Below are 16,997 nucleotides of genomic sequence, written 5' to 3' on the forward strand. Positions count from 1 at the left end.
CAAAACTTATTATTTTTCGTTTTGTAAAATGGTAAGGTAAATTTCTCGTAGCTGTTTGGAAAGTTTGCCGCTTTGGTTTGCAAAGGTAAACATTGTAGAGTTAGAAGGGCCTGAGACCATTCGTGTGATTTCGGTAGAAGCCGGCCAACCATTACAACCCTCGTGCGACCATTCATAGATAATTTCTTTCTGCGATTCTGAGATGACATTAAAAAATAAAGAAGGGCAGTTTTCAGAAAGCCCATCTTTAACGGCATTTACGAAAGCCTTCCTGTTGGACATGCTAATGGTTTTCAAAAGATTGAGTCTATAGATTTCTGTCCATGTTTCGATTTTGGTTCCTTCTGGAATCATTTCGATTAATACCTGTTCGTTGTTTTCTCCTGAGTTTCCTACATACCAACGTCTGCCATCTAAGTTTCGAAGAAAAGGTACTTGGACTGTTTCTTTTTTGATGTTTAGATTTTTTTCGATAATTAGTCGAAGAGATTCTTTGCTTTTTTCTGAAAAATTAACAGGGATGTTTAAATTCTTTTTTTCACCTTTTGTATTGATGATTTCGAAAGTAAAAAATAGGCTAGTGTTCCCTTTTTCAAAAATCCAAAGATATTCACTTTCAATGAGAGGTTCACTAAAAATGGAAAGGTTTCCTTGACCTATTGTTTTGGTTTGTGAAATGTATTTGGTTTTCTCTGGCCACTGGACTTCGTAACCTTGGATGCTTTCGAGATTATCTACTTTTATTTCAGCAAAAAAGTTCCATCGGATGTTTGTTTTATCGATCACTGGTCCTAAACTTTTGGATCGTACCCATTCGTTTTCCAATTCTGGTTTCAGTTGGGCAAATAAATTAGTGGTAAGTAATAAAAAAGATAAGATTAGGTTGGAGATTCGTAGTTTCATTGTTATGTTTTAATATTTTGATGAAGAGGAAATTGAATTGTAGTTTAGTGGAAGTTTGGATTTCGTCAACTATTTGTTAGGAAGTAGATAGTAGGTTCGAGGTAAATTTTTTGTTAGAGAAACTTTTACTTATTTTTCTTTTGTTCTTTGTTTTGATTTGTTTTTTCTATCGTATTGGTAATTCGATCTAAGGGACTTATAATATTTTCCAAACGACTCCGGGCAACTTTTGTATAAATCTGAGTGGTTCGGACACTTGCATGTCCGAGTAATGTTTGGATCATTCGTAAATCCGTTCCCAATTCTAAAAGATGGGTGGCAAAAGCGTGCCGCAAACTATGAAAACTAACTTTCTTTTGGATTTTGGCTTTTTTTGCTGCGTTTGTGAATATACTTTCTGCGGTACGGATGTGAAGTGGCCTGTTCTTTGCTCCTGGGAATAACCAAGGATTGGCTCGCATTTCGTTATAACTTTCTCTTAGGAGTAAATTGTATTCTCTTACTTTTAAATATTCTTTTAGTTCATCGATGAGTGATGCAGCAAGAACAGTATATCGATCTTTTTTACCTTTGCCTTGTGTCACTCGCACCATATTTCGTGTTAAATCGATATCGGTTATTTTTAAATGAATGACTTCGCTCACACGAAGTCCCGAGGAATAACTAATAAGAAGTAACATTTTGTGTTTTCGATTGGGAAGTGCGTTGAATATGGCTTTCGTTTCTTCTGCGGATAAAACCTCCGGAAGTTTTGATTCGGTTTTCATCCGTGGGAATTTTAAATTTGTGAACTGTTTTCTCACTTCACGAAAATAAAAAATAAAAGCTTGTCTAGAGGAACGGACACTAGCAACTTTAGTCCGTCGTTCTTTCACCAAGTGGTCTAAGTAATTTTCCAAATCGAACATTTTAACGTTCGCAGGAAGTTTCCCCGTAAAATCCAACAACTGAAATAAATGAGAGTAGTATGTTTTTGTTGTGCAAAAGGTAAAATTTCGTTCTCTTGTGGCTTTGAAATAATCCTCTAAAATTCCACATTGTTTAGGAATTTCTTTTGGTGAAATTCTGATGTCGTGTGGCTCAAAGGCATTTAGCAATTGTTTGATGATTGTTGGTTCGTTCGGATAGGACCAGGACTTATCTTCTGGATGGTAACTTCCTTTAGGAATGGATTTTGCAATGGAAACGAATGTTTCCGAAAATCGAAATCGTAAATAGAAACGATTGTCCGGGAGAGAAAATCGGAGTTTGATCATATGGCACCTAACCTTGTATTGTTAAGTAGAATAGGTGGATTCTTTTTTGTTTGGTTCTCGATTTTGGGTGGTGGAGAGAAGTTTTTTGGTGGGGGTGCGTGAATCTAGTCTCCCCGCCCTGATTTAGGGAGGGGTTCTAGACCCGCCACCCAATACGCTCCCTCTATCACGCAGTGCTCAAATCCGATACCTAAATCTGCCCGTACGTATTTTTTTTCTTGGAAAGTTCACATTCCCACATAAGTTTAAGAATACGGAGACTTATGAACCCAATCACTGTTGGACTCGGCGTATTTTTTATTCTCTACGGAACCACAACCTACTTCCTTCGGATCTACAAACCCGGATTTTTTTGGAAACTCGAACCGATGAAACAAAAATGGGGTGAAAAACGTGGGTATTTCATCCATGTCTTTAGTTATTCGATCCTTCCCGTCATTTTAGGAATTGTATATACGATCCTCGGGCTCAAAGGTGACTGATTATCGGCTGTTAGGTGTTGGATGAACGGTTGTGTTGTCCAACAAATTTTAGTTATGTGGGCGCCTCCGATTTGGTTGGTTCACTTACATTCATCCCAAAACGGACCGGGCCCTCCGCTCCAATCTTTCTCTTACGAGAAAGGATTTCCGCTAGGTTCCCTGGCGCTTTAATTTTGTTTGTATTTAAAGTTTGTGAGAAAGGATGGTATCTTGTCTCGAAGGAGTTCTGTCTTCCGGATAATCCGTACTAAAATGAAGCCCACGACTTTCTTTACGTAGGAGAGCAGAGCGAACAATTAGTTCTGCCACTTTCACTAAGTTCCGAAGTTCCAATAATTCAATAGAAACCGTGGTTCGGTTGTAATAGTCTTTCACTTCCTCGGAGATTAGCTTCAACCTGCGAAGGGCTCTTTCGAGTCGCATATCCGAACGAACAATCCCCACATAATTACTCATGATGGTTTTGATTTCCACCAAATCATGGGAGATAAGAACCCACTCTTCCGTATTTGTAGTTCCTTCTTTATTCCAATCAGGAATGAGATCTGTTTCTGCGGAATAACTGAGTTTCCCTTGCGACTCTATATCACCTGCAATGCGATGAGAAAATACAAGACATTCGAGTAAACTATTCGAAGCGAGTCTATTTCCGCCATGTACTCCTGTGCAGGTTGTCTCTCCACAAGCATATAAGTCTGCAATATTGGTTCGTCCGAGAAGATCGGTCGCCACACCACCGCACATATAATGAGCCGCTGGTACGACAGGGATAGGATCTGTTGTGATATCAATTCCTAGTTTTTTACAACGTTCATAAATGGACGGGAAATGGTTGATGATATCGTTGGCGGGTCTATGAGTGATGTCGAGAAGGACGTGTGGTTCTCCTCTTTTTTTCATCGTATCGTCTATGGCACGTGCTACGATGTCTCTCGGAGCTAGTTCTCCCATATCATGGTAGTCTTTCATAAAAGGACGACCACCTATCTCTCGTAAGATGCCACCATGGCCACGAACTGCTTCTGAAATTAAAAAACTATTTCCTTGTTCATGAAAAAGCGAAGTCGGATGGAATTGATAGAATTCCATGTTTTTAACAATGGCACCCGCTCGGTAAGCACTAGCGACTCCATCACCCGTGGCAATGTTTGGATTTGTTGTGTGTAAGTACACTTGGCCCGCACCACCCGTAGCCAGAATGGTTTTTTTAGCGAGAACAGGAAATACCTCTCCTGTTTCTGTATCTACAATATAAGCACCATAACATCTTAAAGGAAGATTGTCTTTATCCTTTAAATGATGTTTGGTGATGAGATCCACACAAGCATGGTTTTCTAAAATTTGGATATTTTTGTTAGCATGGACGTGATCAAGTAGCGACTGTTCTACGGCGCTACCGGTTCTGTCTAGAGAGTGGATGATCCTGTTTTTACTGTGTCCACCTTCGCGGGCTAAATCCAGTTCCCCAGTTTGGTTTCTGGTAAAAGGGACTCCCAAGTCCAAAAGTTCTCTTACCCGAGTGGGTCCTTCTTCTACAAGGACTCGCACGGCTTCTAAGTCACAAAGACCTGCTCCAGACTCCAAGGTGTCTTGGATATGTTCTTCGAACTTATCCTTATCATCGAAGACGGAAGCGATTCCGCCTTGGGCATAATTGGTATTGGATTCGTAGTCTGCTTTTTTTGTTACAACCACTACAGATCCTAGCGGAGCTAGTTTGAGTGCTGTAAAGAGGCCACTCACTCCGCTTCCAATGATCAAAAAATCCGATTTAATTCGAGTCACATTGTTTCCAATAATTGGTAATGATTTTAATCTTATTCCTTTCGGGATTTAAGATTATTTTGTGTTCAACATTCCTTCAATGTAATCCAAACTTCTGATGAGCATATAGTCTGGTTTGATAGCATCATTGGCATGTGATTTTAAGAAAGTATCTGCTTTCCCATTTTTCTTTGCATACTCTTTGATTGCGTTCACATTGAACTTAGATTTCACAACTCCTTCGTGAGGGATGAGTGGAAGGTGGTTCCACATATCTTCTTCACGATAACGGAAAGGAAATCCGCCATCTGGTTCTTCCGAAACTTCGATATCAGGAGAAACTCCTACCACTTGGATGGTTTTTCCAGATGGCGAGTAGTAACGTGCGTTGGTGATTTTGAGTAGGTAATCCGGATTGTTTTCTAAGTTATTTAAACTTTGAACAGTTGCTTTTCCGAAAGTTCTTTCACCTAACAAAATTCCACGACCATGATGTTGGATCGCACTTGCCACAATTTCAGAAGCAGAAGCGGATTTGGAGTTGATCATCACTACCATAGGAAGTTTGGTAATGTCTTTGTTTTTGGCATATTTTTCTTCATCGCTACGGAATGGAGTTCTTGTGAAGACAATCATTCCTTTTTCGATAAACATATCTGCAATATCAATCGCAAGATCCAAATACCCACCAGAGTTTCCACGTAAGTCTAAGATGATTGCTTTGAGTGGTTTCCCATCTTCTTTGGCTTTTTGTTCCATTTCCACAACGGCATTAGCAATTTGTGTATCAATTGGTGCTTCGCCAGGACCTGGTTTTACAAATCCAGTGAGTTTGATATAACCAACTTGAGGATTTTCTTTTACGATATGATGTGTTACGTTTTTAATTGTAATCTTATCACGGATCACTTCGATATCCGTTTTTCCTGTATTCCCTTTTCTTGTGATGGTAAGAACCACTTTCGTTGCTTTTGGTCCTTTGATTTTTTTAACCACTTTATCAAGAGAAAGATTTTTAATCACCTTTCCATCTACGGCAACAATGGTATCACCACTGCGAATTCCGGCACGAACGGCTGGACTTCCTTCTAATGGATTTTCAACAACGACTTCTCGGCTACCACCACCTGATAGAATCGCTCCAATTCCTTCAAAGGAACCATCACTGATTTTGGCCATGGACTCTTCCCACATTTCTTTCAAGAAAACATTGGAATGTGGATCAAGAGAATTCAGATAACCATTGGCAGCAGCAAGAAACACTTGTTCCATGCTAAATTCTTTTTTATCTTCCTCTTCTTCGGGAAGTTCCCCATCAAGTTCTACAAGTCCTTTGAGAACAGGAGTTTTGTAAGTTTCCAAATTGTCTTGGATGTAGGAGATAACTCGGTCAAATTCTTTACGTGAAAAATTAATTTCTTCCCATTTTGACGCGATCACTGATTTTTTCAGTTTTTCTTTTTCGATCAGTTTTTTAAGTTCTGCGTCCGAAAGTTTTCTGTTTTCGTTTTTCTTTAGTTTCTCTTTTTGAATTTTTTCTACGAGAGTATAATCAGGATCAAATAACACGAATTTATCGGAAGGTGAAATTTTGAAAGTTTTTCCTGGCCAGAGGTCTTCCTTTTCATCGTATTTTTCTCTTTCGTTGAAATAACTTTCTGGATAAATATAAAGTGGGTGAGGCATACTAAGAGCGGCAAAGGATGCAGCATCTGTGAAAGCTCGGTTTTTATTGATACTTTTATCAATATAGTACTTATCTACAGATTTGACCACTGTTTCAAAGTCTTGGTAGGTAAAATTGGTTACACGATTCGGGGCTTTTTTGGCTTCCGGTTCGCAGGAAATGAATCCTACTGGAAGGGCAAAACTGAGTAGGGTGAAAAAGGAAAGTAGGTAAACAATTCGTTTCAAGGGAACTCTCGTAAAGTGGATAGATTATCCTAAGAATTTCCGATTTTCCAGTCCATGCAACTCAAAAAAAATCGGGACAAATCTGGGACACACGTATATCATAGACGGTGTCATGCGTCCTTTCGTTGTCCTGATTTTTGCTCTTTCCCTTGGGTTTTGTACTTCGGAACCACAAAAGAATCCGACCCGGGATCCGTACAGTTTGGAAACTCTCATCTTTTTGGAAGAGGTGCTTTTGGATGTATGGGAATCTTCGGAAACCAGAGAAGGGGCTATGTCTCGACTAAGATACGTTTGCCGAACTCGGGATACTGACGATGGATACTTGTGTTACACTTGGGGTTTACTCGAATACCACCGAGGAAATTATGCAGAGAGTTATACTGCCTTTAGAAAGGCTCTAGAAAAAAATCCAAACGATAGTCTTTATAAAAATATGATGCGGATTTCCGCAGAAAAATCAGGGAATTTACCAGATTTAAGAGCACATTCACGGGATGGAGAGGTTTTGGCCGTATTTACAGAAACACAAAAACTCTGTAAGGAAAACAAACCACCCGAATTTGCCTCTTTTCGATTTCTGGCCGAACGAGGGGTTCTTACCAAAGAATCAATGCGACGGGGAGTCCTTGCTGATTGTTTCCAACGTTTGAGTGATGGAGATAAGTCTACCCTCCAAAAAGAAATTCGCATTTCCTCTCTTTCTTACAAGGAACGCCTTTATGCTGATCAAATGAAGTCCGATCCTTTTTCTCGCATTTGGGACACTGCGAGTTATCACCGTGGCGAATCAGCAAAAGAAGCAGTGGGAGCAAGTGCGGGAGTGGTTTCTGTCAATTCCTCCCTTGGAACGGAAGGGGGAACTCCTACCGAGACATCGATGGCAAAGTCAGGAGTTCCGATCACGGATGCTTGGAAAAAAGTGAAACTTGCCTCTGCTTCTGGAAATGAATCGCAAGGCAGAGAAGGCCTTCGTAGTTTTTTATCAGAGATCCAATCAGCAAAACGAAAGGGAAAATTAGAAGGGCAGTTGGCCCTTGCTTTGGAAAGAGCTGCAAAACTACTTTTGGAACAAGACCCACAGTATTCTAAACTTCGATTCCTTGCGAAAGAACTTTGAGATAATTCTGAATGGTGGTTTCCATACCATCAATGAGACTTTGGCTCACCAGTCTATGCCCAATTGAAACCTCCGCCAAATGAGGGAGTTTAGCAAAAACTTTTAAGTTGTTTGTATCCAAATCATGCCCCGCATTCACAGCTAACCCTAGTTTGTTTGCTTCGATGGCTGCAGTTTCATAACTTTTAAAACTAGATTTCCCTTCTTCAGGAGATTTGTCATAAGCATAAGCGAAAGGCCCTGTGTAGAGTTCAATTCGCTGGGCTCCGAGTTCTTTTACCAGTGGGTATTGTGAAAAATCTGTTTCCATAAACAAGGAAACTCTGATCCCTTCGTCGGTTAATTTTTTGACCATTGGTTCCAAAGTTTGGAACACTGTTTTGTTTTTTAAGTCGAACCCATGGTCGGAAGTGATTTCTCCTGGTTTGACAGGAACCAGCGTTGCTTGGTCTGGTTTTGCCGCAAGAACCAGGTCCAAAAAACGTTCACTTGGTTCCCCTTCGATATTGAATTCTTTCTCGGGAAACCCATCCCTCACTAATTTTTCATTATAAGACTTTAGAAAATTTTGTAATTCGAATACATCTTGTTTGGTGATATGCCTTTCATCTTCTCTGGGATGGATGGTGATGCCGTGGGCACCCGTGTTTAGAATGATCTCAGAAATTTGAATGACACTGGGAATGGATCCACCACGAGAATTGCGCAAGGTGGCGATCTTGTTGACATTGACACTTAATTGGGTCATAGGAAAAAAAAAACTTTTCATTAATTTTCATCCAGGAGAAAACCGTCCAATTTCAAAAAGGTTGTCCCTGAGAGGGGATTTCCAAAACTGTCAAAAGTACGTTTATGGTCGCAAAAAAAGCAGTCAAGAAGCAGGCTCCGCCCAAGAAAAAAGCGGTAGCCAAAGAAAAACCCAAGGACTCGAAGTCCGCTTCCCCGAAGGAAGATAAAAAAAAGGCCGTAGCCGGCTCTAAGGCCCCTGCTACGAAGGCGAAAGCCGTCCCAGCCCCTAAAACGGCCCCAGCCGCTGTGAAAGACAAACCGGCTCCCGTGGTTAAGGCTCCTCCCGTCAAAATCGATCCGAACAACCCACTCGGCAAAAAATTCAATTGTTACTCTTGTGGGACCAAGTTCTACGATTTGTACAAACCGGAAAAAAAATGCCCGAAATGTGGGGCAGATCAATTGGCAAAACCCGCAATCAAATCGCGAATGGCAGCCATTCGTAGTTCCGAATATGAAGTGGAAGAAGAGGAAGAGCCAGTTCTAGAAGATGACGAACTCATGGAAGAAACAGAAGAATTGGAAGAGACCGAAGAAGAGGAGGTCGTAGCCGAGGAAGAGGAGTGATTCTCCCCGTCCTTGGTGGCCCTACCGGTTCTGGAAAGACCGCTCTCACTCAAACTCTCGACCCCAAACGTTTTGAAATTGTTTCTTTTGACTCACGCCAAGTCTACCGGGATCTTCCGGTAGGCACGACGGCCCCCACTCTCCAAGAGTCCACGTATATCCCCCACTCACTGATTGGTTTTTTGAACGCAAATGAATCCATCAACGCGAGTCAGTTTTCCCTTTGGGCAAGAAAAGCCATTGAAGACATTCGAGCCCGAGGTAAAATTCCCTTTCTCATTGGAGGCACTGGGTTCTACCTCCGAGCCTTTCTTTTAGGTATGTATCCCGTACCAAATGTACCCAAAGAAATAAAAGATTATGTACTCGAACTTCCTTTGGAAGAAGCAAGGGCAGAACTTTTTGCAAAAGATCCAATTGCCCTAGCCTCTTTGTCACCACAAGATGGATACAGAATCAAAAGGGCTTTGGAAGTTGTGCTCACGGGAGTTTTGTGGTCTGATGTTTCCTCGGAAACTGTTGGAGGGTATTTAAGCGATTACCCAAATGTCCAAGTGGTTGGACATTGGTTGGATTGGCCCCGAGAAATCCTCTACCAAAGGATCAACCAAAGAGTAGGTGAGATCGCCACGGGTATGTTAGCGGAGACAAAAGAAGTAATTTCCAGGTATGGATCTGACTGTCCGGGCCTACGTACTTTAGGTTATAATTTTGCGCTTGCTTTCTTAAATGGAACCATAGACAGTAATACATTCATTGAACAGCTGGCTCAAAGCCATAGAAATTATGCGAAACGACAGATCACTTGGTTCAAAAAAGATCCGTTACTTTCACCCATTTCCTTCGAAGCAGCCGTCCAATTGTATACAAATATAGATAAAATATAGAGAAAACACTCGGGATTTCCAATGTCGGCAAAAAATAATATCCAAGACCAACTTCTAAATACAGCAAGAAAGGAGAAAATCGATCTCACCATCTACTTGTTAAACGGAGTTCCGCTGAAAGGAAAGGTTGTTAGTTTTGACAACTTCACCATCATCTTAGAAAACGATAACAAACAGAATTTGGTGTACAAACACGCGATTTCTACCATTATCCCAGCAAAACCCATCAAACTCCATACTGAAGATGCACCAAAAGAAGGTGGCGGAGCCTAATTCTTTTCTGGTTTTCCTCTGTTTCCCTTTCTAAATTCTGGTTCCAAACCCTATGGCAAAATTACCAAAAGAATCCCCGGTTGTTCTCATTATGGCTGGTGGAAAGGGAGAGAGGTTTTGGCCTCGCTCTCGTACCAATTCTCCTAAACAACTCCAGAAAGTTTATTCCAATAAAACGCTTCTCCGCGAGACCATAGATCGCGCACTCACCATCACCACCCTAGACAGAATTTATATTGGAACCAATGCTAACTTAAAAGCAGAGATCCTAAAAAAAGATCCAAAGTTTCCTTCCACCAATTTCATCTTAGAACCGGAAGGAAAAAACACGGCTCCGATCATTGCTCTTTCGGCTCTTTATTTCCAGAAAAAATTTGGAAATCCCAACTTAATCGTTTTGTCGGCGGACGCCTTTATTGATCCGATTAAAGAATTTACCAAGACCATTGAGCAGGCCTTATACGAGACAGAAAATGGAATGGTTCTACTCGGAGTGAAACCAAACCGGCCAGAAGTGGGATATGGTTATATCAGTACCGGAAAACCAACTGATGTAGGTTATACGGTAAAAGCTTTTTTCGAAAAACCGGATTTTAAAACTGCTCTAAAATACATCAAAAAGAAGAATTTTTATTGGAACCCGGGCATTTTCCTTTTCCGCACAGAAACCATTCTTTCGGAATTAGAACGCCACGCTCCTCATATCTTAAATCCTTTAAAAAATGGATTTCCTTTTAAGAGTTTTGGGGATTTAAAAACAGCCTTCCAAATGCTTCCTTCTGAGGCGATTGACACTGCCATTATGGAAAAATCCAATCGGATCCGAATGGTAGAGGCCACTTTCAATTGGGATGATGTTGGGTCTTGGATGTCTTTGGAAAGAATCTTACCTGGTGATAAAGAAAAAAACCACCACCAAGGAAAAGAGGTTCTTTATCACAAAGCTTCAGGGAATATTTCTTCGGTGCAGAAGGAACTCATTGCCTTTCTGGGTGTGAAGGATCTCATCGTTGTGGAAGAACCAGATGTTTTACTCGTTACTTCACGTGATGGAGTTGGGGACATCAAAGCGATGTTATCCACAATGAGGAAAAATAAAGTTTTACAAAAGTACCTCGACTAGAAATTTGACAGAACAGGCTTGATATAAGGAGGAAGGAATGCCTTCCGGAAAAAAGAGAAAGCGTAGAAAAATCGCAACACACAAACGTAAGAAAAAACGCAGAGCCAACAGACACAAAAAGAAGAAATAATCTTTCTTCAGTGACTTTCTTTTTCCTCCGATAGATTTGTTATGAAACAAGTCTGGAGGAAACAGAAACCCCGCACCCCCGGTTTCATCCGAGCATTTACCATGGAAACACCTCTCGGGGATGTCCTGGAGGCTGAGTTCAACTTTCACGAACGTCTCGTTCGTTTAGCTGTCGAAATCAAAGAAGAGAAGGGTCGTATGTATGGTGCCACCGTAAAAAATGGTACCGTACAAGCTGAGAAGGATATTACTTCTGGGCGTGCTTATCCCGTCTTTCGGAAGATTTGGCCCTTTCGAGAATACTTTAGTACCCTCCCCGATAAAGACATGCTTGCATGCATTGGTGGGGCGTACGAAATTTATCCCCCGTTTACTCCTGATGCTCAAGAAAAAGGTCGTTCCCAAAGATTTCCTTTGGAATCAGCGCTCTTTCCTTCCACTCGTTATGATTCTATTTTTGGGATCGTCCGTGAAACTCGGTTCCAACGTTGGAGAAGGGAAAGAAGGGAGGCTAGAGAGGCACGAGGATCGCTCTGGTTGCGTTTTAAGAGGCGAGTCTGGGGTGATTTGCAAGATATCTGCATGGGCATCGGATTTGGATGTTTGGTCTATTATCTCTACTATGATTATGTCGTATTAGGTCTCACTCTTGGGTTTTTGGGAATGGCGGCTGGCCTTCTCGATTTTCTTGTGAGAAAACGTTCGGTCTTAATGACAAAAGTGTTGTCATTTCTGAGTTTCGGTTCATATTTTTTCTACAACGGCTACGTCTACTTCTAATACGTAGTCTAGAACTGTAGAAAAGTTATATGGCAAAAGAAACATCATCGGCAAATCAATTCATTCATGAGCAGTACATTATATTCAATTTGGGCGATGAAGAGTATGCCATCCCCATTACGATTGTTGAAGAAATTGTCAAAATCACCAACCTAATTCGTGTTCCACAATCCAAAAGTTTCTTTGCGGGAATTATGGACATTCGTGGAAAAGTAGTTCGAATGATTGACCTTGCCAAACGTCTGAACATCAAAAATATTACGGAGACAGCTGACCGGGCCATCGTCATCAATGTCTCTGGTAAGTCGATTGGTGTGATTGTGGACAAGGTCTCTCATGTGGTTCATTTTCCAGCAAACCAGGTGGACCCACCTCCACCATCAGTGAAAGGAATATCCTCTAGATACATCACTGGTGTAGGTAAAAAGGACAATCGGTTCATCATCCTCATCGATATTGAAAAAATCCTAACGGTCGAAGAAGTTACTGAGTTAGCAACTGCCTAACTTCCAACCTGAAAGGTTTATATTCGAAATAATCATTTATGATCATCTCTAAGTTTTATTATTTAAGAAAGAATTTATACTCCATGGCAGAACTTGTTTTGGAGCAGGTGATTCTCTTAAGTGAAGCTTTGGAAGACGATGACTATGCCCAAGCAGAACGGATTGTCGAAAGAGATGATCTCATTGATGACTTGGAAAAAGAAAATGATAACCTTTCCCAAAATGCAATTTTAGAAGCGGTGAGCAATCGAAACATTCTGGGTATGGGTGATGTGGATAACGACATCGTTTTAAAAAAAGACCCTTTGCGTTTTGCTCTTTCTGCCATTCGGATTACAAGGAACATGGAAAGGATGGGAGACCAAGTGGTGAACTGTGCGGATGTCTTTCGTCATAAAACCATTCGTAAAGGTCTCTTTAAAAATGAAGAACCTATGACTCTCATTTTATCTCGTGTGACCACACTTGCCGGTATGGCTATCGAATCTCTTGTGGAAGAAAAAGAAAGATTTATGGGAAGTGTCAATACTTTAGAAGATGAATTGAATGCACTTTGTGACCAAGCCTTCCATAAGTATCGCTGTGTTCCTGATATGGAGAAACAAGAATTTGCCGATGTGTATCGCATCATTCTCGCTTTAGAAAGATTAGGTGATTATGCAGTGAATGTTGCAGAAGAACTCGTTCGACTGAATACCGGTAAAGACATTCGTCACTTGGAAAATATTGGTACTAACCGTTCCTCTTATCAATAACTAAGACTAAACAATTTGAACGTTTTAAAGATGGATGTCTAATCCATCTTTATCGTTTAGAAGTCTTAAATTGATTTTTGGAATTTTAAATTTGTTCTACCGGATTGGTTCAATGTCCAATTCAAACTCAAAATAATCGGGATGTTGTAGGAGGACTGGTTTTGTTCCACGAATCAGAGAGTGGCGAAGATCAACTTCAATGCTAGCATTAGGTGCAATCCATTCTGTTGAAGTTTCGAAAAAAGAACCATTTGGTACGCCACTGCACTTACCTGAAAGTGTAAATGTTCCCTTATAATCTGATGGTTTTATGAACTGGACGTTTGTTTCTGGATTGTAGGAGTTGTTACGTTTTCCATCTTTTGGATTCACATATAAAGTGTAATAATATGGTTTGTTGATTGTTGGTGAAGAATGGATTTTGGTGTCAGAATTTTTTGTCCAAAATTTCGTATCAAACTTCTCAGGTGATTTTTTATATAAATCTAAAAATCCATTTCTTTTTAGATTATACTCGAGGTTAGAACTATCCAAAGGAGTTTCTGATTCACATAATTGAAGGCGAATGTATTGACTTGTTTGATTTTTGAATTTTAGGGAAATATCGATAAAAACAAAATTAGCATTCATCTCAGTAGCTTTGATCCCTTTTAATGTAGTTTCGATGCCATTTTTAACCACTGGTTTGTTTGCATTTGGTTTTAATAATTCCACTCCGCTAGCACAGGAGACAAAAGTTAGGGAAGAGAAACTCAAAAGAGCTATTGTTTTTAGAATTCGATTCATAGTTGTTATATCCTTTAGTTTAATTTTATTGGCCAATCATATTCTCGCGATTGGCTTCACGGGCATACCATTCATAAACATTTTCTTTGGATTCTAACCATTGAAACTCAGTTAAATGGTATTCGATGATCGGCTGGCGATTTTTCAAAGGGAGTAGTGTCGGCTTGTTTTTCCAAGTTAGAATTACCGGAACCAAATTGGATGAATGAGGTTTAAATTCATAAATTTCTCCTGTGGGAATATGTCTGTAATGAGTATAAGTTTTTGACTTCGTTTTTTCGAATTCGTCTGGTGAGAGTTCTTTTTTCTCTTTAGCTCCTGCATCCAGTAATGCTTTTTTAATTCCTAAAAAAATAGAAGGATCGGAGTTGTTTTCAATTCGATTCCATGAAAGGTAAGTGTTTTGTAGACCTGCACTGTACCAATGTACGTTTGCCTTGTTCTGGATTAAAAATTCTACTAAAGATAAATTTCCCGCTATAATTGCTTGGACGAGGGGTGTTCTATAAGAAGCAGTTCGGTAATAGTTATCATAAATAATTGTTTTTCCTAGATTAATGTCTGCACCAGCTTTTAACAGTAGATTTGCGACAGGAACTGACTTTGTATAAAAAATGGCAGTTTGGCCCAGATGATGTCCTGATAATAAAGGCATGGAATCAGCCACAAAACAGGAGGGTGCTCGTAGGTTTGGGTCAGCTCCTTTGTCTAAGAGGAGTTTGACGATTTCTGGTTGGTCGGTTTCGACTGCGATCATCAGAGGACTTTTACAATCACCATCAAACTCTTCTAATGAAGATTTTGGTGTTTCAGATAAATAAGCAGTAATTTTTGAAACATCACGACTTTGAATGACAGACTGTAGACTGCTACAAGAAAGGTAAACAAATGAAAAGAGGGTCAAAACTGATAAAATTTGATTTTTTTGATTGAATCGCATACGACCTCGTATGCGTTAAAACATCATAACCTAACAATAATTACAATCAGTTTTTGGGTGACTCATCGTATTTATTTCATATTCTTTGAGGCAGAACTCTCGTTGATTGATAGTCATAAATTATGTAGAATTTTTCAACAGATAGTCCTCTTCCTTTATGATTTATTTTGCCAACCTCTAGTTTTACTGGAAAGAGATTCCAAAATAAATTGACACAGGGAAAACAAGGGGAGTAGATTTTTTCCAATGATCAAAAATGGAACCAACCAAAACCGGAAATCTTATGGATTTATGATTTCTTACCTTCTTATCACCAATTTAGATCCATTGTTTTTTTTTCTTGGAATGTTTCTCCTTTTTGGATTAGAAAACTTTGAGGCAATTTTACGAATTTTGATATATTTGGCTCCACCGATCATTGGACTTCATGCTGTTTTATTCTATTTTAAAAATCATAAATTCCACAAACAGATGCGACGCCCTGAGGGGATTATCTATACAGAAAAGGAATTAAGTTTCATTAGAGGTTTTTCAAAAGCTGGAGCATTGAACATTTTGTCTACCAATGTGGGTGGACCCATCTTGACAATGTTACTTGCTTATCATTATGGTTTAGTAAAAACTTATGGGGAAGTTTTCTTTTTTATCATTCAAGGTATTCTGCTTGCGATGTCTATTTCCTCCTTTTTTTATATAGTGGTAGAAAAGAAACTTTATGATGTTTATAATCGACTAAATCTACCTCCTTTAAGTTTATTTGCAAACTTACTTTTCCCTGTATTTTCCACTTTTGTTCTCGAATATTTTGTATTTGCTTTTTATGTTTATTCTGAGTTTCGATCACAGGTAGATCCTAAACAACTAGAATCCATTTGTATTGGACTTAGTATCTTTATTCTTTTTATGATTGCTGTTTTGTTTCTAGTTCTTTGGAAATTAACTGGCAATACTTCCGCAACCATTCGAAACGTATCATCAATGTTAAAGGCATTTGCTGATGGAGATTTACGTTCAGAGATAAAAACAGACCAAACAAAAAATGAAATTGGACTCATCTCTATTTATTTAAATGAAGCAAAAACAAAACTCAATCGATTGATCACCTCGATCACCAACCATTCCGCTCGGATTGAGGGGGAGGCAAAAAAATTGGAAGTTTTGTCTGGGGATTCTGCAGAACATTCTCAGATCCAAGCTGCTTCTTTGGAAGAGGTAGCGGCCGCTTTAGAAGAAAATGGATCCTCAATCAATGGAATTTATTCTGATGCTTTGGAACAAAAAAAGTTAACAGCTTCAACCAATGATTCCATTATACATTTATTTACTTTGTCATCTGGTTTAAAACAAGTTTCGTTACATGCAAAAGAAACAACAGATTCTGTGGAGGCAGAAGTATCAAAAAGTGCTAATTCAATTCTGACAACCATTAGATCTATAGAAGAGGTTGATAAAAACGCTATTGAAATTGGTAAGATATTGATCATCATCAAAGAAATTTCGGAACAGGTCAACTTACTTGCGTTAAATGCTTCTATTGAGGCAGCTCGGGCTGGTGATATGGGGAAAGGGTTTGCTGTAGTGGCGTCTGAAGTAGGGAAATTAGCAGAAAGAACGGCATCCTCTACAAAAACAATATCGGAATTAATCAAACGGGTCACTGCATCTACAAAACAATCAGTAGAATCAATTCAAGAAGCGAATCAAACGTTTAAGTATCTATCGGAAAGTGTAGTTGATATTATCGATAGTATTAACAAAGTCAATGAGGCCAATTTAGAACAAATCGCCGAAGTGGAAGAAATACGTAAACAATCAGAAAATATTGTAGATCGTTCTAGTTCAGTATCTTCTGCCACAGAAGAACAAAAAAAGGTGAATGAAGAAATGAGTGTTTCTGTTCACAATCTCGCAAATGATACTGCAAAGTTATCTTTGATGTCTGAGAAAACTGCCAAATCTTCAGCAGAATTAAATTCCTTGATTCTGGAACTGAACCGAGAGTTATCATTATTTAAACTGTAAA

General features: G+C 39.5%; 17 protein-coding genes. 10 read left to right on the plus strand and 7 right to left on the minus strand.

What is annotated here, in order from left to right; translation table 11 throughout:
• Positions 1–9: 9 nt before the first annotated feature.
• Positions 10–903: a hypothetical protein gene (locus tag CH361_RS04920; protein ID WP_100789715.1), complete on the minus strand. Its 894-nt coding sequence runs from the start codon at positions 901–903 to the stop codon at positions 10–12.
• A gap of 125 nt (positions 904–1,028) precedes the next feature.
• Positions 1,029–2,159: a tyrosine-type recombinase/integrase gene (locus CH361_RS04925; RefSeq protein ID WP_100789716.1), complete on the minus strand. Its 1,131-nt coding sequence runs from the start codon at positions 2,157–2,159 to the stop codon at positions 1,029–1,031.
• 263 nt (positions 2,160–2,422) lie between these two features.
• Here CH361_RS04925 and CH361_RS04930 point away from each other — a divergent pair, with 263 nt between their 5' ends.
• The gene (locus CH361_RS04930) at positions 2,423–2,641 is read left to right on the plus strand and encodes a hypothetical protein (protein ID WP_100789717.1); all 219 of its coding nucleotides are present in this window, start codon (positions 2,423–2,425) and stop codon (positions 2,639–2,641) included.
• Positions 2,642–2,824: 183 nt separating this feature from the next.
• On the opposite strand, the gene nadB is transcribed toward CH361_RS04930, so the two are convergent.
• Both nadB and CH361_RS04940 read right to left on the minus strand, forming a co-directional pair.
• Complete coding sequence (nadB, locus tag CH361_RS04935; RefSeq protein ID WP_100789718.1) at positions 2,825–4,426, minus strand: L-aspartate oxidase; 1,602 nt, start codon at positions 4,424–4,426, stop codon at positions 2,825–2,827.
• Positions 4,427–4,480: 54 nt separating this feature from the next.
• Positions 4,481–6,319, minus strand: a complete 1,839-nt coding sequence (locus tag CH361_RS04940) for a S41 family peptidase (protein WP_100789719.1) — start codon at positions 6,317–6,319, stop codon at positions 4,481–4,483.
• Between the two features lie 112 nt (positions 6,320–6,431).
• Here CH361_RS04940 and CH361_RS04945 point away from each other — a divergent pair, with 112 nt between their 5' ends.
• The gene (locus tag CH361_RS04945; protein WP_100789720.1) at positions 6,432–7,439 is read left to right on the plus strand and encodes a tetratricopeptide repeat protein; all 1,008 of its coding nucleotides are present in this window, start codon (positions 6,432–6,434) and stop codon (positions 7,437–7,439) included.
• Here CH361_RS04945 and CH361_RS04950 read toward each other — a convergent pair.
• Positions 7,408–8,187, minus strand: coding sequence for a pyridoxine 5'-phosphate synthase (locus CH361_RS04950; protein ID WP_208861386.1), 780 nt, complete (start codon positions 8,185–8,187; stop codon positions 7,408–7,410). The genes CH361_RS04945 and CH361_RS04950 overlap by 32 nt on opposite strands.
• A gap of 104 nt (positions 8,188–8,291) precedes the next feature.
• Here CH361_RS04950 and CH361_RS04955 point away from each other — a divergent pair, with 104 nt between their 5' ends.
• From CH361_RS04955 to CH361_RS04985, 7 genes are all read left to right on the plus strand, one after another.
• Positions 8,292–8,795: an FYDLN acid domain-containing protein gene (locus CH361_RS04955; protein WP_100789722.1), complete on the plus strand. Its 504-nt coding sequence runs from the start codon at positions 8,292–8,294 to the stop codon at positions 8,793–8,795.
• A complete protein-coding gene (gene miaA, locus CH361_RS04960) occupies positions 8,792–9,682 on the plus strand; it encodes a tRNA (adenosine(37)-N6)-dimethylallyltransferase MiaA (RefSeq protein WP_100789723.1) in 891 nt (296 codons plus the stop codon). Before CH361_RS04955 ends, miaA begins: the two co-directional genes overlap by 4 nt.
• A 21-nt stretch (positions 9,683–9,703) precedes the next feature.
• Positions 9,704–9,955, plus strand: a complete 252-nt coding sequence (gene hfq / locus CH361_RS04965; protein WP_100789724.1) for an RNA chaperone Hfq — start codon at positions 9,704–9,706, stop codon at positions 9,953–9,955.
• Between the two features lie 52 nt (positions 9,956–10,007).
• Positions 10,008–11,078 (plus strand): mannose-1-phosphate guanylyltransferase, encoded by a 1,071-nt coding sequence (locus tag CH361_RS04970; protein WP_100789725.1) that lies wholly within the window; start codon positions 10,008–10,010, stop codon positions 11,076–11,078.
• A gap of 171 nt (positions 11,079–11,249) precedes the next feature.
• Positions 11,250–11,987: a hypothetical protein gene (locus CH361_RS04975; protein WP_100789726.1), complete on the plus strand. Its 738-nt coding sequence runs from the start codon at positions 11,250–11,252 to the stop codon at positions 11,985–11,987.
• A 29-nt stretch (positions 11,988–12,016) separates the two neighbouring features.
• The gene (locus tag CH361_RS04980; protein WP_100789727.1) at positions 12,017–12,493 is read left to right on the plus strand and encodes a chemotaxis protein CheW; all 477 of its coding nucleotides are present in this window, start codon (positions 12,017–12,019) and stop codon (positions 12,491–12,493) included.
• Between the two features lie 38 nt (positions 12,494–12,531).
• Positions 12,532–13,248, plus strand: a complete 717-nt coding sequence (locus tag CH361_RS04985; protein WP_208861387.1) for a phosphate signaling complex PhoU family protein — start codon at positions 12,532–12,534, stop codon at positions 13,246–13,248.
• Positions 13,249–13,344: 96 nt separating this feature from the next.
• On the opposite strand, the gene CH361_RS04990 is transcribed toward CH361_RS04985, so the two are convergent.
• Positions 13,345–14,034: a hypothetical protein gene (locus CH361_RS04990; RefSeq protein ID WP_100789728.1), complete on the minus strand. Its 690-nt coding sequence runs from the start codon at positions 14,032–14,034 to the stop codon at positions 13,345–13,347.
• 25 nt (positions 14,035–14,059) lie between these two features.
• Positions 14,060–14,974, minus strand: a complete 915-nt coding sequence (locus tag CH361_RS04995; RefSeq protein ID WP_100789729.1) for an ankyrin repeat domain-containing protein — start codon at positions 14,972–14,974, stop codon at positions 14,060–14,062.
• Positions 14,975–15,220: 246 nt separating this feature from the next.
• On the opposite strand from CH361_RS04995, the gene CH361_RS05000 reads away from it, so the two are divergent.
• Positions 15,221–16,996: a methyl-accepting chemotaxis protein gene (locus tag CH361_RS05000; RefSeq protein ID WP_100789730.1), complete on the plus strand. Its 1,776-nt coding sequence runs from the start codon at positions 15,221–15,223 to the stop codon at positions 16,994–16,996.
• The last annotated feature ends 1 nt before the right edge of the window (position 16,997 follow it).

It is taken from the genome of Leptospira brenneri, assembly GCF_002812125.1.
GTDB classification, from domain to species: Bacteria; Spirochaetota; Leptospiria; order Leptospirales; family Leptospiraceae; genus Leptospira_A; species Leptospira_A brenneri.

Bases quoted from the DNA above. Each gene is read 5' to 3' on its own strand.
- CH361_RS04930 (WP_100789717.1), top strand. From the start codon at position 2,423: ATGAACCCAATCACTGTTGGACTCGGCGTATTTTTTATTCTCTACGGA.
- hfq (WP_100789724.1), top strand. From the start codon at position 9,704: ATGTCGGCAAAAAATAATATCCAAGACCAACTTCTAAATACAGCAAGA.
- CH361_RS04950 (WP_208861386.1), bottom strand. From the start codon at position 8,187: ATGACCCAATTAAGTGTCAATGTCAACAAGATCGCCACCTTGCGCAAT.
- CH361_RS04995 (WP_100789729.1), bottom strand. From the start codon at position 14,974: ATGCGATTCAATCAAAAAAATCAAATTTTATCAGTTTTGACCCTCTTT.
- CH361_RS04990 (WP_100789728.1), bottom strand. From the start codon at position 14,034: ATGAATCGAATTCTAAAAACAATAGCTCTTTTGAGTTTCTCTTCCCTA.
- CH361_RS04925 (WP_100789716.1), bottom strand. From the start codon at position 2,159: ATGATCAAACTCCGATTTTCTCTCCCGGACAATCGTTTCTATTTACGA.
- CH361_RS04970 (WP_100789725.1), top strand. From the start codon at position 10,008: ATGGCAAAATTACCAAAAGAATCCCCGGTTGTTCTCATTATGGCTGGT.
- CH361_RS04975 (WP_100789726.1), top strand. From the start codon at position 11,250: ATGAAACAAGTCTGGAGGAAACAGAAACCCCGCACCCCCGGTTTCATC.
- CH361_RS04920 (WP_100789715.1), bottom strand. From the start codon at position 903: ATGAAACTACGAATCTCCAACCTAATCTTATCTTTTTTATTACTTACC.
- CH361_RS04985 (WP_208861387.1), top strand. From the start codon at position 12,532: ATGATCATCTCTAAGTTTTATTATTTAAGAAAGAATTTATACTCCATG.
- CH361_RS04980 (WP_100789727.1), top strand. From the start codon at position 12,017: ATGGCAAAAGAAACATCATCGGCAAATCAATTCATTCATGAGCAGTAC.
- CH361_RS04955 (WP_100789722.1), top strand. From the start codon at position 8,292: ATGGTCGCAAAAAAAGCAGTCAAGAAGCAGGCTCCGCCCAAGAAAAAA.
- CH361_RS04945 (WP_100789720.1), top strand. From the start codon at position 6,432: ATGCGTCCTTTCGTTGTCCTGATTTTTGCTCTTTCCCTTGGGTTTTGT.
- CH361_RS05000 (WP_100789730.1), top strand. From the start codon at position 15,221: ATGATCAAAAATGGAACCAACCAAAACCGGAAATCTTATGGATTTATG.